This window comes from Streptomyces sp. NPDC005706 (genome assembly GCF_040631045.1).
Classification (GTDB): domain Bacteria; phylum Actinomycetota; class Actinomycetes; order Streptomycetales; family Streptomycetaceae; genus Streptomyces.
In genome coordinates, this window is sequence record NZ_JBEXYS010000001.1 from 640,023 (window position 1) to 654,669 (window position 14,647).

Sequence of the window (14,647 nt, forward strand, 5' to 3'; positions counted from 1 at the left end):
GGTCCGGCGCCGGACCGCGGCTCAGAGGGTCCGCGCGGCGCGCAGCAGGGGGAGGAGTTCCACGGAGACCAGGAGGGAGGGCGCGAACACGTCCAGGGGCACGGAGTCGACGTACACGAAGGTGATGCCCGCGCTCTCCGCGGCGTCCCGTTCGAAGTCGCTGGAGCCGATCATCAGGCAGTCGCGCGGGTCGGCGCCGAGCCGCCGGGCGGCCTCCAGCGGCGCCCGGGGGTCGGGCATGAGCGCACTGTCCGGCCCGCGGCGCCCGTGGACCCCGCCGGGCAGGCAGTCCATGAGCCCGCGCCGCCGCAGGTACGTCACCACGGCGTCCGTGGCGCAGTCGGTCACGACCGCGAGCGGCATTCCCTTGGCGGCCAGGGTGCGCACCAGCAGATCGGCGTCCGCGACGGGCGTCGCCCGGTGTGCGGCCGTCCGCTCCCGGGCCGCCAGTTCGCCCTCCATCGCGCCGCTCACCGAACCCGGCGCGGCCGGGCGGAGCAGGTCGAGCGGGTCCTCGGACCTGCCGGCCGATCCGGGCAGGTACCGGTGCACGAGGTCGCCCGCGTCCGTGCCGAGCCGGGCCAACGTGCCGTCGAAGCAAAGGAGCACGGCCCGGGCCGCGCGCAGCGCGCCGGCCAGCCGCCGCTCGCCCGGCATCGGCGGCGGGGCCGTGCGCGGCGCGGCGACCGGTGTCAGGGAGACCGTCCAGCGGGCTGTGTGCCCGGCCGGTGACAGGCCGTGGAGCCGTTCGTGGAACGCGGCCCGGGCCTGGTGCGCGTAGTCGGCCGGGTAGGTGAGCGAGATGTCGCGCAGGCAGTCGCGCAGGTGCCCGGCGATGAGGTCGGAGGCGTTCCGCCCCGCGCCGGGCCGGACGGCCGTGACCGGGTCGGTGATCCGCCAGACCACCTCTCCCACGGCCTCGAACACCGGGGCCCCGTCGATGGGCGGCCCGGGCTCCCGCACCGGCGTGCGGCGTTCGGTGAGGTCCACCTCGTAGTAGAACGTCGCCGTGTCGTCCCGGACGAGGGTGAGCCCCGAGCCGGGCGTCACGTACACCACGCTCCGGGTACGGCCCACCGGCTCGGGCAGCGGCAGCCCCGAGGGCAACGGGAACGGGCCGTGGACCGGGCTGACCGTCTCGGGCCGCGGGGTGTGCGCGAGGACGCACCAGCCGTCGTCGGCGCCCCCCGGCGTCAGGGCCCGCGGGGCGGGGCCGTTGTACCCGCCGGCCAGCAGTTCCCGGTACAGCGAGGGGGAGAGGACGGCGATGCCCTGTGCCCCGTTCGCCACGAGGACGTCGTCGGCGAGGCCCTCCGGAGGAGGCCATTCCTCCTCGATGTCACCGGCCAGGAAGATCACCCGCCAGTGCGGCCCACCGGTCTCCGCGACCCGGTCCGCGAACTCGCGCAGGGTGACGCCGAGCAGGGGAAGCACCGGTGTCCCGGAACCCAGCAGCACGGCGTATCCCTCGTCGAGGGCACGCATCTCGTAATGGCCCGGATCGAGCCGGCCGGCCACCAGCAGCCGGGTGACCGCCCGCCCCAGCGCCGCCAGGCCGTCCGGGTCGCGCGGCCCGTCGGCGTACTCGAAGAGGACCTCGACCCGGAACGGCGGCGACGTGGCGGTGGCCGGCTCCCCGGTGAACAGGCTCTCCGGCACCTCGTTCTGCGGCAGTGGCGCCTCGCGTGGCGAGTCGTCAGGGCCGTGGAGCACGGAGGGCAGATCGTCCTCGGTGGGGAACGGGCCCTCCTCCCCGAAGTCGTTCGGGTACGGGTCGGTCGTCGCCGGGTCGGTCGCCGCCGGACGCGGGCCGCCGGGGTCCCTGGAGTCGGCGTGGTCGCGGCGCAGCTCGTGGCCGAGGGCCAGCAGCTCGGGGCTGACGCCCCCGGTCAGCTCGTACTCCTGGAACACCTCCAGCGCCTCTTCGAGCCGGCCCAGCTCGCGCAGCGCGATCAGCAGCAGACGGCGGTAGTCCTCACGGGCCGGGTAGGAGTGCAGGAGGGCGGTGAGATCCCTGGCCGCGCGGTCGTACTCGCCCAGCTCCAGGTCGAGTTCGGCACGCTTGCGGCACAGGGTGTGCCGGAGCTGGACCAGGCGGGGGCGGGCGGCGCGGGCCGCGGGGCCGGGGACACCGGCGAGGGGTTCGTCGCCGTACCAGAGCGACAGCGCCCTCTCCAGGTGATCGCGGGCCCGGACCAGCTCCCCTTCGGCGGCCAGTTTCACCGCCGCGCTGTGCAGCTCCACGCAGTCCCTGAGGTCCACCGAGTCCGAGCTGGTGTGCAGGGCGTAGCCGTCGGGGAACCTGGCCAGCGCACCGGGGCCCACGGTGGCGGCCACCTGGGCGGCCAAGCGGTCCGGGTCCGGCACGCGACGCGACGGCTCCCCGGGCGCCCACAGCCCGGTCCACAACTCCTGCTGGGTCACCTTGCGGCCGTCCCTCAGCAACAGCATGGCCAGCATCGCCCGGCCGGTGGTGCCGAGCGGCTGTTCCGCGCCCCGGAGCTCGACCGCCACCGGGCCGAGCAGGCGGTAGCGTCGCCGGTCGTACGAACTCCGGGCCCTGGTCCGCGGTTCCGTGCTGTCGAGCAGCAGCCTGCCCTGCTCCTGTTCGGTGGGCGAGGACGACATCAGCAGGGTGAGGGCGTGCGCGTAGTGCGCCCGCAGCGGCACCGGGAGGTGGCGCATCCGCTCGGCGGTGAAGGGCTGCGTCACGCGGGCGGTGCCGACGGCCAGGAGCAGCATCAGCTCGGCCAGCGCGCGCAGATCGGCGGTCCGTCCCTGCTGCCCGTCGAACCGTCCGGGTTCGAAGAGGCTCAGCTTGACCCGCCCGTCCGGCAGCAGCACCACCCGGGACATGCCGAGTCCGCCGTGCGTGACGCCGGCCGCGTGGACGGCGCCCAGCGCACGTGCCAGCTGGGCCCCGACCGAAACGGCCAGGGGTGCCGGAAGCCGGTAACCGCTCGGCGCCGCCGCCGCGTTGAGCGGAATCCCGTCCAGGTACTCCATCACGACGAACGGGGTGTCGTCCGCGACGCCGGCGTCGTGGACGGTCACGACGTTGGGATGCCGCAGCTCCTTCAGGTGGTTCGCGGCCCTCACGAACGCCTCCCGTCGCGGGGCGTCCGTGACCGCGCCGTGCAGCCGCACGGCGACCGTCCGGTGCGCCGCGCGATCCTCCGCACGCCACACCGTCCCGGTCGGCGTCAGCCGCTCCAGCAGCCGGTAGCGGCCGCTGACCAGCTCCGCCGGCATGGCCCGGCCACCGGTCAGCTGCCGCGCCCGCTCCGGCCGTACCGTGGCGAACGCCGGCCCGTCCGCCGGGGCCGGCTCCGCGCCGCCGGCCGCCGGGGTCACCGCCCGGAACTCACCGGGCGCCGATCCGGCCCGCTCCTCGATCAGGGCGCCGGCCCGGGCGAGCAGCCCGGCCGTATCGGCGCGGGACGAGCGCGGGAGGGAGCGCAGCAGCAGGTCCCGGACGCCAGGCCGGAAGGCGTACGAGCCGGGCGGGCCCGGGACGGTGGCGAGCAGGCCGCTGAGGATCACCTCGGCCAGGTGCTGTGGGCGTGGGTCCGGCTCGACCGCGCGCTGGACCAGACGCATGACCGGCAGGTCGGGGCGGCCCAGGGCGAGATGCCCGGCCAGACGGAAGGCCTCCCGGGACGAGACCGCGCGAAAGCGCAGGACCAGTTCCTCGGGGGACAGCCGGGCGAGGTCGGTGCGGGCCGCCGGGTCCGGCGGGCGGCCCAGCGGTGCGGCCGAGCCGGGGAACGCGCGGCCGCCCGGCGACGCCACCAGCCCCGCCCAGCTCCCCAGCCAGCCGGGGTCCGGCTCCAGCACCGGCAGCGGGACGGCCCCGTGTCCGGCGTACGGCGCCGGGTCCGCGTCGTACGGCGTGAAGGCCAGCGTCGCCGTGGGCGCGACCGGGCCCGGGGCCGTCAGCAGACCGGGCTCGGCGGGCAGGGCGGTGTCGCGCCACAGGTGCTCGGGCAGGGGCTGGACCACGGCCACGGGCAGCCGGTGCGACCAGAGGCGCAGCGTCGCGGCCCAGCGGTCCCCGGCCGGGCCCGGCCGCCACTGCGGGCCCATGCAGTCGCTGATGATCAGGACCACCGTACGGCCGTCGGCGGAGGCGTGTCCGCCGTGCACCGTGCCGTCGGGCTCCAGCCGGGCCGGGGTCACCGCGCGGAAGACGCCGCACTGGGCCAGCGCGGTGTGCAGTTCGCGGACCAGGGGCCGCCAGACCGGCATGGTGGGCCCGGTGTCGTGCACCAGGTTCAGGCGCAGCCGGCGCTCACGGGCGGGGCGCAGTACCGGCAGCCACCACTCCGGGGCCGCGCCGAGGCGGGCGATGCGGTCGGCGGTCGCCCGCTCGTCCAGCCGGTGCCCGGTCGGGGCGTCGGTGAGGAGCTTGAGCGGGCGCAGAGCTCGCTGGAGCTTCAGGGGATGGCGGAGCATCGGGGGCGCGGGCGTCCGGAGCGCGGTGTACGGGCGGCCGGTGCCGGCGCCGTGGGCGGGCAGGTGGAGGGGGACGCGGGGCTGCCGGGGGAGCGCGGGCGGTGTCGCGGGCACGGGGTGCGGAACCGGGTGCCCCTCGACCGGGGCCGGTGCCGGGGGTTCCGGCCGCGACGGCCGGGGCGGTGCCTTCCCCGGTACGTCTCCGGCGTCCCGCTCCGGCCGCGTGGCCGGGTCCGCGGGCTCCTGCGCCGCGGGCTCCAGTTGCCGTGCCAGCCACAGCAGTTCCGCGAGCTCCAGAGGGGTGGGGCGGGCTCCGCCCGCCGCCTCGGCCAGGACGCCGGCCAGGCGGGCGAGCGGGTCCGCGGGACCGGGAACGTCAGAAGCCATCGGGGCGGTGGGCCTCACCGAGGTAGGGCATGAGCTGCTGCGCCAGCTCGTCCAGGGACTCGGCGGACAGGTCGGAGGAGCGGGCCAGGTAGATGGCGTTCAGGAGCTGGTCGGTGGCCAGGTCGCCGCCGCTCACCCGGGACAGGAACTGGCTGATCAGGGTCTGCGCGTAGGCGTCGGGCTCGCCGCCGAAGTGGGCGCGGACGATGTCGGCGAGGTGGGCGTCGTCGGGCTGGCGCAGCCGCAGGGTGACGCAGCGGCGCAGAAAGGCGGGCGGAAACTCGCGCTCGCCGTTGCTGGTCAGCACGACGAACGGGAAGGCACGGCAGCGCACCCGGCCGCGCTCGACCGGGGCGCGCTCATGGGTGCCGTCGATCATCACCTCGGCCCACGGGTTCCCCGTGTCGTGGGAGCGGAGCAGTTCCGGGATCTCGTACTGGCCCTCCTCCAGCACGTTCAGCAGGTCGTTGGGCAGGTCCAGGTCGCTCTTGTCGATCTCGTCGATGAGCAGGGCGCGGGGCCGGGCGTACGGCAGGAGGGCGGTACCGAGCGGGCCGAGGCGCAGATGGTCCTCGATGCCGTCGGCGTGGTCGGGCGCGCCGGGCACGGGCCGGGCGGCCGCCTGGCGGGCCGCGTACAGGCGGGACAGCGGGTCGTAACTGTAGAGGCCGTCGTGCAGGGTGCTGCGGCTTGTGATGTTCCAGCGCAGCACCGGGCCGAGCTTCAGCTCCCGGGCCACCGCGTAGGCCAGGGAGGACTTGCCGGTGCCGGGCGGGCCGGTGACCAGCAGGGGGCGGCGCAGGTAGAGGGCCGCGTTCACCAGTTGCACCGCCTGCGGGGTGGCCCGGTAGGTCTTGGCGCGGTGCCTGCGGTCGGGTGAGGTGGCGGTGGTGTCGGCGCCGTCGGCGGGCGTGGCCATCGCCGGGCCGCCGTCGAAGGCCCGCCAGGGTGGCGGGTCGGGCAGCAGGGCGATGCCGTCGTGGGGCTCCTTGGTGCCGGTGTACACGGGCCACAGGGGCATGGGACGCGGTCCTTCTTCTCTGCGGGTCAGGTGACGGGCGAGTGCCGGCTGGCGGTCGGGCCGGGGAAGCAGCGCGGGTCGTCCCACAGGAGCTGGATGTCCCGCGCCCAGTGCCGTTCGGGATCGTCGTCCGCCAGTGCCTGCTCCCGCAACGCTTGTACGTGACCGGGAAGTTCGGCCGGTGCGACGCCTTCGAGGCTCGCGGTGAGGGCGTCGAGGAACGCGTCGCCGGCGCAGGGGGCGCGGTGTTCGGCGCCGCCGGGGCAGCCGGAGCGCGACCACAGCAGGATCGGCACGGGCATGTTCAGTACCGCCTCGAACTTCTCGGGCACGGCGCCGGGTGGGCGGGCGAAGCCCGCTAGCTCCGCCTCGGTCTCGCGCAGGCGCCAGCGCAGGCCGAACCGGTGCTCCCGGGTGCCGCAGTCCACACGGTGCACGGCCGCGGCGGAGCCCGCCGACAGCCGCTGCCACTTCTTGCCGAGCTGGTGCCGCAGCCGGTTGCTGCGGTACCGGGCGCCCTCGGCGACGACCACCGGGTGGGCACAGCCCAGCGGGGTCGGGTCGTCCGCGCTGCACGCCCAGTGCGCCACCGGCAGGTCGAGCCAGTCGCGAGGCAGCACGAACGTCAGCAACTCCTCGGCGTCCGGGGCGAGGTGGGAGAAGGCCTCGTCGATGCCCCGTTGCACGTACCGCTGCATCTCGGCGCGTGTCAGCCGGACCGTGCCGACGGGGCGGCGGCGCCCCTCCCGGTACGCCGACACGGCTACCCGCACCTGGTCCTGCCCGGCGCCGCTACGGTCGATCTCGACGAGGATGGGCGCCCACTCGGCCGGGTCCGCGCCCGGCCTCGCCGGTTCGATGGGCGCGGCGGGCCCGTCCAGCAGCTCCGTGAGCCGGTCGGCGAACCTGGTCAGCGCCTCGGCCGGCTCCGGGACCTCCCACTGCACATAGCGGACCGCCGCCTGCAGCGTGTCGAACCCGTCCGGTGGCGGCTCCGGACCGAAGTCGCCGACGGCGTCCACGAAAAGCTGCTCCGGCCTTGACTTCAACCCCTCGGCGTCGGCCCGCCGCACCAGCTCGTACAGCCGCCGCACCGGGTCCGGGCCGTCGGCGAGGGCCGGGACCAGCTCGCCCAGTGCGGGCCAGTAGCGGGCCATCACCTCGGTGGGCAGCATGCGGGCGACCCGGACGTCCGGCTCGGCGGCCATCTGGGCGACCATGCCGACCACCCGGCCGTCCTTCAGCGTCACCGCGGCCCCGCTGAACCCGTGCCGCAGCGGCTGTCCGTGGCCGGTGACCGCCTCCAACTGCACCCACTCGTCCGCGATCCGCTGGGCGGACACGGCCCGGTACTCCGCGATCTGGCCGTCGCCGTCGTAGCCCTCCGGGAAGCCGTACGCCTCCAACGACGGTGTCGGCTGGCCCTGTTCGGCGCCCGGTGGGGCGAAGCCCGCCGGGCGCAGCGGAACCCGGTGGGCCAGTTCGAGCACGGCGAGGTCGCCGGGGTCGGTGTCGCCGCCCGCCCAGCCGCCGTGCACGGCGACGGTCGCCGGTACGCCTTCGAGGCCGCGGCGGCCCGGGAACGACACGGTGAGCCCGTCCGAGCCGCTCGCCACGACGTGCGCGCAGGTCAGCACCATGTTCGGGGCCACCAGGAAGCCCGCGCCGAGCACCGAGCCCCCGCACTCGATCCGGGCGTGCCAGGCGTGCCCCCTCATGAGCGGGGAGCGGGCTCCGGAACGGCGGCGGTGGCGGAGGGCGCTTCCGGGGCCGCCGGGTCCGAGTTCCATCCGAGCCGGACCACCAACTGCCCCTCCGCCGCGCCCTTGGCGATGATCGCGCCGGCCTCGGCGGTCAGCTTCACGCCGAACTCCAGCTCGACGGAGTCGGGGCGCAGGGAGCCGTCGCGGAAGACGCGCAGGGCGGACTGGGCGGCCGCGCGGACACCGTCCAGGGTGCCCTCGAAGGTGCGTGCGGCCTGCACGGCGGGGTTCTCGCCGCGCGAGACGAGCCGTGTGCCGGTCGCCGGTTCCGAGGTCTCCACGACGACCACCGCGCCGTCCTCCGTGGTGAACTCCACCAGTCTGCCCATAGCGCGTTCCGCCCCCCCGTGCTCTCGCCCCGCGGCCGGCTCCATTGTGACGGAAGGCCACCGGCGGTGTCCTGGATTCCGCCGCCCGCCCCGGCCGCCGCTGGCGGGAAACCGCCAGGACGCCTTTCCGCCACGACCGCTCAACACCCGTGCACCACACGGCACATGACACTCGTCCCAGCACTCGACGCGCTCGACACGAGAAGAGGCGTGGATGACCAGAGGACCAGTCAGACGCGGGGCGGCCCTGCTGTCGGCGGGGCTTGTGATCGCCCTGTTGCCGAACGGGCCGGCGGTCGCGCAGCAGGCCGTCACCGCGGCACGGCGCACCCCGGACACCGCCACCACCGTCACCCTCGTCACCGGCGACAAGGTGACCGTCACCGACCTTGGGCAGGGGCGGAAGACGGTCACCGTGCGACGCCCCGAAGGGGCCACCGGTGCCGTGCGGACCCAGTTGAACGGCGGTGAGATCACCGTCGTACCGGACGAGGCGCGGCCCTACCTGCGGGCCGGCAGCCTGGACCGGCGGCTGTTCGACGTGAGCGGGCTCATCCGGCAGGGGCTCACCGACACCAAGGCGGACGCGCTGCCGCTGATCGTGACCTACGGCAAGGGCTCGCGCGCCGCCACCCCGGCCGGCGCCGAGCGGACCCGGTCGCTGCCCAGCCTGCGCGGGGCCGCCGTCGAGGCCGCCCGGGGGCGCACCTTCTGGCGGTCCTTCACCCGGCACGGGAGCGTGGACAAGGTCTGGCTCGACGGGCGCGTCAAGGCCGACATGGCCGAGAGCAACGCCCAGATCGGGACGGCGTCCGGCTGGGACGCGGGCCTCACCGGAAAGGGCGTCACGGTCGCCGTGCTGGACACCGGCGCCGATCTGACGCACCCCGACCTGTTGGACCGGGTCACCGACAGCCGGAGCTTCATCGAGGGCGAGGAGGTCGCCGACCGCAACGGCCACGGCACCCATGTCACCTCCACCGTCGGCGGCAGCGGTGCCGCCTCCGACGGCAAGGAGCGGGGCGTCGCGCCCGGGGCCACGCTCGCGGTCGGCAAGGTGCTCAGCGACCAGGGCTCGGGCAGCGAGTCGCAGATCATCGCGGGCATGGAGTGGGCGGCGCGCGACGTGCACGCCCGGGTGATCTCCATGAGCCTGGGCTCGACCGAGGCCAGCGACGGCACCGACCCCATGGCGCGGGCCGTGGACACCCTCTCCGCGGAGACCGGCGCCCTCTTCGTCATCGCGGCCGGCAACACCGGCGCCCCCTCCTCCATAGGCTCGCCGGGCGCCGCCGACGCCGCCCTCACCGTCGGCGCGGTGGACTCCGGCGACCAGGCGGCCTACTTCACCAGCGCGGGACCCCGCTACGGCGACAACGCCCTCAAGCCGGACCTCTCGGCGCCCGGTGTCGACATCCTCGCCGCCCGCTCCGGGCTCGTGGAGGGCAGCGGGCCGTACACCACGATGAGCGGCACCTCCATGGCGACACCGCACGTCGCCGGGGTGGCCGCCCTGCTCGCCCAGGCCCACCCGGACTGGTCCGGCGCCCGGCTGAAGGACGCGCTGATGTCCACCTCCACGCGGCTGGACGCGTCCCCGTACGTGCTCGGGGCCGGGCGGGTCAGCGTGCCGGACGCGGTCAAGGCCGGCATCACCGCCACCGGCAGCGCCGACCTCGGCTTCCACGCCTGGCCGTACGACGCCGACAAGCCGGTCACCCGCACCCTCACCTACCGCAATTCCTCCGACGCCGACATCCGGCTGACGCTGGCCGTCGAGGGCGGACCGGAGGGCGTCGCCACCCTCGCCGACTCCGCCCTGACCGTCCCCGCGCACGGCACCGCCTCCACCACCGTCACCGGCGACGGCGCGAAGGCCCCGGTCGGCGAGAGCGGTGGGCAGGTCGTGGCCTCCGCACCGGACGGCACCCCGATCGCGCACACCGTGTTCGGGCTGGTCAAGGAGGAGGAGCGGTACACGCTCACCGTCCACGTCAAGGACCGCGCGGGCGGGGCGACCGCGGCCGACCTCGCCGTTCAGCGGCTCGCCGCGGGCGAGGACGCCCAGCCCGCGCACGTCGGCGACTCCGGCACCCTGAAGCTGCGGCTGAAGCCGGGCACGTACAGCCTGACCTCCTTCCTCGACGTGCGCGGCAGCCACGGCGCCGACTCGCTCGGCCTCGGCTTCCTCGCCGCCCCCGAGATCACCCTCGACCGGGACCAGGACGTCACCCTCGACGGACGGAGGCTGCGGGAGGTGAGGGCGGACGTCCGCCGGCGCACCGAGACCCGGCAACTGCTCATGGAGTACGACCGGACGGCCAACGGCGCCGGCCTGTTCGGCGCGGTCCAGGTGCCGCTCACCTACGACAGCGTCTTCGCCGCGCCCACCGCGAAGGTCACCGAGGGCGCCTTCGAGTACCGGACCGTGTGGCGGCTCGCCAAGCCGCTGCTGGAGGTCAGAGGGATCGGCGAGGCCACCGTGCAGGCGGGCGGCTCGCTCACCGAGGGCCGTACGAGGCTGCCGCTGACCGACGTCGGCGACGGGCCGTTCACCGGGGCCCGGGGCAAGGCGGTGCTCGCGCACCTGGCCGACGGCGCCGACCCGGCCGCGCTGGCCCGGGCGGCCCAGGACGCGGGCGCGAAGGCGCTGTTCGTCACGGACGACGCACCCGGCCGGCTGATGGCCTGGTGGGGCACGGACGACAACGCCGACCGGCCGTTGCAGATCGCCACCGTGAGCGCGGCGGACGCGGCCCGGCTACGGGCGGCCGGCAAGGTCGACATGACCGGCACCCGCAACTCCCCGTACGTGTACGACCTCTCCGAGGGGCACCCGGGCGCGATCCCGGACCGGGACCTCACCTACGCGCCCTCCGGACGCCAACTGGCGGCCGTGCACACCCGGTTCCACGCCGCGGAGCCGATGAGCGGCGGTGAGTTCCGGTACTCGATCACCGGTACCTTCCCCGTGGGCCTCGGCTTCCAGGAGCGCGTCGACCTGCCCTCCGAGCGCACCGACTACGTCTCCACCGGCCCCGGCCAGCTCTGGCACGAGTCCGTCACCGCCCGCGACGGGGCGCTGGAGGAGCGCGGCGGACTGGTGCGCTACGACGGCGGATCACGGCCGGAGCAGGACTGGTTCCGCCCGGTGTGGCACCCGTGGCTGGGCACCGGTCTCGGCTGGGGACAGCAACGCGCGGGGAACCAGATCCAGTTGAACACCCCGGGTTGGGGCGACTCCGGCCCCGACCACACCGGCTTCGGCGACGTGTGGAGCGAGGGCAGCGGGATGAGCCAGACCACCGCCGTCTACCTGGACGGCACGCTCGTCGACCGGCGTACGAGTTCCGGCGCCTACGTGTGGGACGCGCCCGCCGACGAGCACACCTACAAGGTGGTCACCGACACCGCCCTGGACCCCGGCCTCTGGAAGCCCGGCACCGAGGGCCACAGCGAGTGGACGTTCCGGTCGGCGGCCACCCCGGAGGACCGCTGGACCTACCTGCCGCTGATCAACCTCGCGTTCGACGTCGGCACCGACCTCGCCGGCACGGTGCCCGCCGGGCACCGCGTACCGGTCGGGATCGCCGCCTCGTACGTGGCGAAGGCCGCCGGCACCGGCACCCTCGGCGGCGGCCGGCTCGAGGTGTCCTACGACGGCGGCACCACCTGGCGCACGGTCCGGCTCACCGCGGACCGCGACGCCTCCTGGCACGGCACCCTGACCGTGCCCCGCGACGCCGCCCAGGTCTCCCTGCGGGCCTCGGCCCACGACGACCGGGGCGGCTCGGTCACCCAGGAGATCATCCGGGCGGTGGGGGTGCGGTAGCCGCCGGAGCGGGGGCGGTTCACGGGCCGCCCCCGCTCCGCGGGCCCGTACGCGGGCCTCAGGGACCGGGGTGGTACATGATGCCCCGGATCACGCCCAGCTCCACCAGATCCTGGGGGCGGATGCGCAGCTGTCCCGCGGTCGCCTCCACCTCCCCGGGCGGGCGCTTCAGGATGGCCGCCGCCAGTTCCGGGGCGATCACCGAGAAGTAGCTGTCCGGGGTGGCCCAGGTGTTGCCGGGCGCGGCCAGCGCGAGTGCCCCGCCGGAGCCGCCCTCGCCGATGACCAGCGTGGTGACCGGCACCCGGGCGGCCGCCACCGCGCCGAACACCTCGGCGATCGCGGCCCCGGCACCCTGCCGCTCGGCCTCGGCGTCGTTGGCCGCACCCGGCGTGTCCACCAGGGTCAGCACCGGGATGTCCAGCCGGTCCGCGAGCCGGATCAGCCGGGCCGCGGTCCGGTACCCGGCGGGCCGGGTCGCCGCCCCCGTCTGCGCCGCGTAGGCCACCGTACGGCCGTCCCGTTCGCCGAAGCCGCACAGCATGCCCTCGGGGTCGCTGCCGCCGCAGCGGTCGCCGTGGAGGGCCGCCCGGTGGGTGAAGCAGGCGTCCAGATAGGCCTGGGCGCGCGGCCGTTCGGGGGCGCGGGCCCGTACGACGGCCTCCCAGCCGGTGTCCGGGAGGGCGGGCGCGCCCAGGGCGTGCGGCGCCGGGGCCTCCCGCGCCGGGGTGGTGAGCAGCCTGAGCCAGCGCCCCAGCGTCTCCCGCAGATCCGCCGGCGGCACCACCGCGTCCGCCGACCCCGCGGCCACCTGAGCCTCCGCCGTGTAGGCGGCCGGGTCCGCGTCCGGCGGCCGTACCCGGGACCCGGCGAAGCCCACCTGGGCTCCCGGGAGCGCCAGGATCACGTCGGCCCCGGCGCCCAGGGTGGCCCAGCCGCCGCCGGTCGTGGGGTCCCGCAGGACCGCGATCTGCGGCAGCCCCGCCTCCCGGGTGAGCGCCGACTCGCGGGCCACCCGCTGGAGCTGGGTCAGCGCGAGCATGCCCTCCTGCATCCGGCTGCCGCCGGTGGCGACCAGCGGCACGACCGGCAGCCGGTGGGCGCGGGCGTGCCGGTACGCGGCCTCCAGCCGGTCGCCGGTGCGCTCGCCGAGGGAGCCGCCGAGGAAGCCGAACTCGAACGCGATCAGTACGGCCCGGGTGCCGCGGACGTCCGCGGTGCCGCACACCACGGACTCCTCCTCGCCGGTGCGTTCGGCGGCAGCGGCGCGCGCTGCGTCGTAACCCTCCCAGGCGAGCGGGCCGTCGGTCCCGTAGGTCCTTATGGCGGAGGGGAGTTCGTGGAAACTCGCCTCGTCCGCGACCAGCGCGAGGATCTCCCGTGCCGACAGCCGCTCAGGCATCGGCCACCAGCGCCCGCTTCATGATCTTCCCCATCTCGTTGCGGGGGAGGACGTCCAGGTGACGGACCACGCGCGGGCGCTTGTGCGGGGCGAGCCGCCGGGCCACGTGGTCGGCCAGCTCCGCGTCGGAGGGCGGCGCCTGCGGGTCCGAGGGGACGATCCACGCCACGATCCGCTCGCCCAGGTCCGCGTCCGGCTCCCCGGTGACCGCCGCCTCCCGCACCCCCGGATGCTCCAGCAGCGCGTTCTCGATCTCCCCCGCCCCGATCTTGTAACCGCCGCTCTTGATCAGGTCGGTGGCCTTGCGGCCGACGATGCGGACGTAACCGTCGGGCTCGCGCACCGCCATGTCGCCGGTGCGGAACCAGCCGTCGGCGGTGAACGCGGCGGCGGTGGCGTCGGGCCGGTTGAGGTACTCGGTGAACAGGTTGGGGCCGCGCACCTGGATCTCGCCGACGCTCTCCCCGTCGTACCCGGTGATCGGCGTCCCGTCCTCCTCCACCAGACGCAGTTCCACGCCCGGCAGCGGCACCCCGACCGTCCCGGCCCTGGCCTCGCCGTCGGCCCGCACGCTCGTGTTCATCAGTGTCTCGGTCATGCCGTACCGCTCGATGACCCGGCGGCCGGTCGCGGCCGCGATCCGCTCGTGGTCGTGCACGGGCAGCGCGGCCGAGCCGGAGACCAGCAGCCGGGCCCCGGCGAGCGCCTTGGCGAGCTCCGGGTCGCCGGGCAGGGCCTCGGCGATGCGGTGGTACATCGTCGGCACCCCGAACAGCATGGTCGCGCCGTCGTTCAGCTCGCGTGCCACGCCCTCGGTGCTGAACCGCCCCAGGTGCCGCACCGAGCCGGCCCGGCGCAGCGGACCGAGGGTGCCCAGCACCAGCCCGTGCACATGGAACAGGGGCAGCCCGTGCACCAGCACGTCCCGCTCGGTCCACTGCCAGGCGTCGGCGAGCGCGTCCAGGGTCGCGGCCAGGGCCCGGCGCGGGACGACCGCGCCCTTGGGCGGGCCGGTGGTGCCGGAGGTGTAGACGACGAGCGCGGGGTCGCCGTCTTCGGCCCGCTCCTCGGGCAGCGGGGCGGTGCCGCGGGCGTCGACGTCCAGGCGCTCCAAGTGATCGAGCGCGGAAGGGAGTTCCGCGCCGGGTGCGGCCAGGACCAGGCTCGGCGCGCTGTCGGAGACGATGTGCGTCAGTTCCTTGTCGCCCGACTTCGGGTTGAGCGGCACCGCGGCGACCCCGGCGAGCAGCGCGCCGGTCACCGCGACGGCGGTCTCCAGCTCCGGGGTCGCCCACACGGCGACCCGGCCGGCACCGCTCAGACGCGCGGCGACCGCACCCGCGGCGCCCGCGAGCGCGCCGTACGTCAGCGACCGCTCGCCGAACCGCAGGGCGACCCTCCCACGGACTTCGTCCGGGGGGACCCCCGTCTCGCTGCGCTTGCCCGGACCGTCCACCA

General features: G+C 75.6%; 7 protein-coding genes. 1 reads left to right on the forward strand and 6 read right to left on the reverse strand.

Going from position 1 to position 14,647, the window contains the following annotated elements; all coding sequences use genetic code 11:
* Window positions 1-21: 21 nt before the first annotated feature.
* From ABZ478_RS02805 to ABZ478_RS02820, 4 genes are read right to left on the reverse strand one after another with little or no spacing between them, the layout of a single operon-like run.
* Window positions 22-4,842, reverse strand: a complete 4,821-nt coding sequence (locus tag ABZ478_RS02805; protein WP_359544707.1) for an SAV_2336 N-terminal domain-related protein — start codon at window positions 4,840-4,842, stop codon at window positions 22-24.
* Window positions 4,832-5,863 (reverse strand): MoxR family ATPase, encoded by a 1,032-nt coding sequence (locus tag ABZ478_RS02810; RefSeq protein ID WP_359544709.1) that lies wholly within the window; start codon window positions 5,861-5,863, stop codon window positions 4,832-4,834. The genes ABZ478_RS02805 and ABZ478_RS02810 overlap by 11 nt, the downstream gene beginning before the upstream one ends.
* A gap of 26 nt (window positions 5,864-5,889) precedes the next feature.
* Entirely contained in the window at window positions 5,890-7,581 is a 1,692-nt protein-coding gene (locus ABZ478_RS02815; protein WP_359544711.1) for a trypsin-like peptidase domain-containing protein, read from the reverse strand.
* On the reverse strand, window positions 7,578-7,955 hold the full coding sequence (locus tag ABZ478_RS02820; RefSeq protein ID WP_359544712.1) for a CU044_2847 family protein: 378 nt from the start codon (window positions 7,953-7,955) through the stop codon (window positions 7,578-7,580). The genes ABZ478_RS02815 and ABZ478_RS02820 overlap by 4 nt, the downstream gene beginning before the upstream one ends.
* Before the next feature lie 214 nt (window positions 7,956-8,169).
* Between ABZ478_RS02820 and ABZ478_RS02825 the strand changes: the two genes are divergently transcribed.
* Window positions 8,170-11,787, forward strand: a complete 3,618-nt coding sequence (locus ABZ478_RS02825; protein ID WP_359544714.1) for a S8 family serine peptidase — start codon at window positions 8,170-8,172, stop codon at window positions 11,785-11,787.
* Between the two features lie 58 nt (window positions 11,788-11,845).
* On the opposite strand, the gene ABZ478_RS02830 is transcribed toward ABZ478_RS02825, so the two are convergent.
* Entirely contained in the window at window positions 11,846-13,189 is a 1,344-nt protein-coding gene (locus ABZ478_RS02830) for a carboxyl transferase domain-containing protein (RefSeq protein WP_359544716.1), read from the reverse strand.
* Window positions 13,182-14,645 (reverse strand): acyl-CoA synthetase, encoded by a 1,464-nt coding sequence (locus ABZ478_RS02835; protein WP_359545010.1) that lies wholly within the window; start codon window positions 14,643-14,645, stop codon window positions 13,182-13,184. The genes ABZ478_RS02830 and ABZ478_RS02835 overlap by 8 nt, the downstream gene beginning before the upstream one ends.
* Window positions 14,646-14,647: the final 2 nt, after the last annotated feature.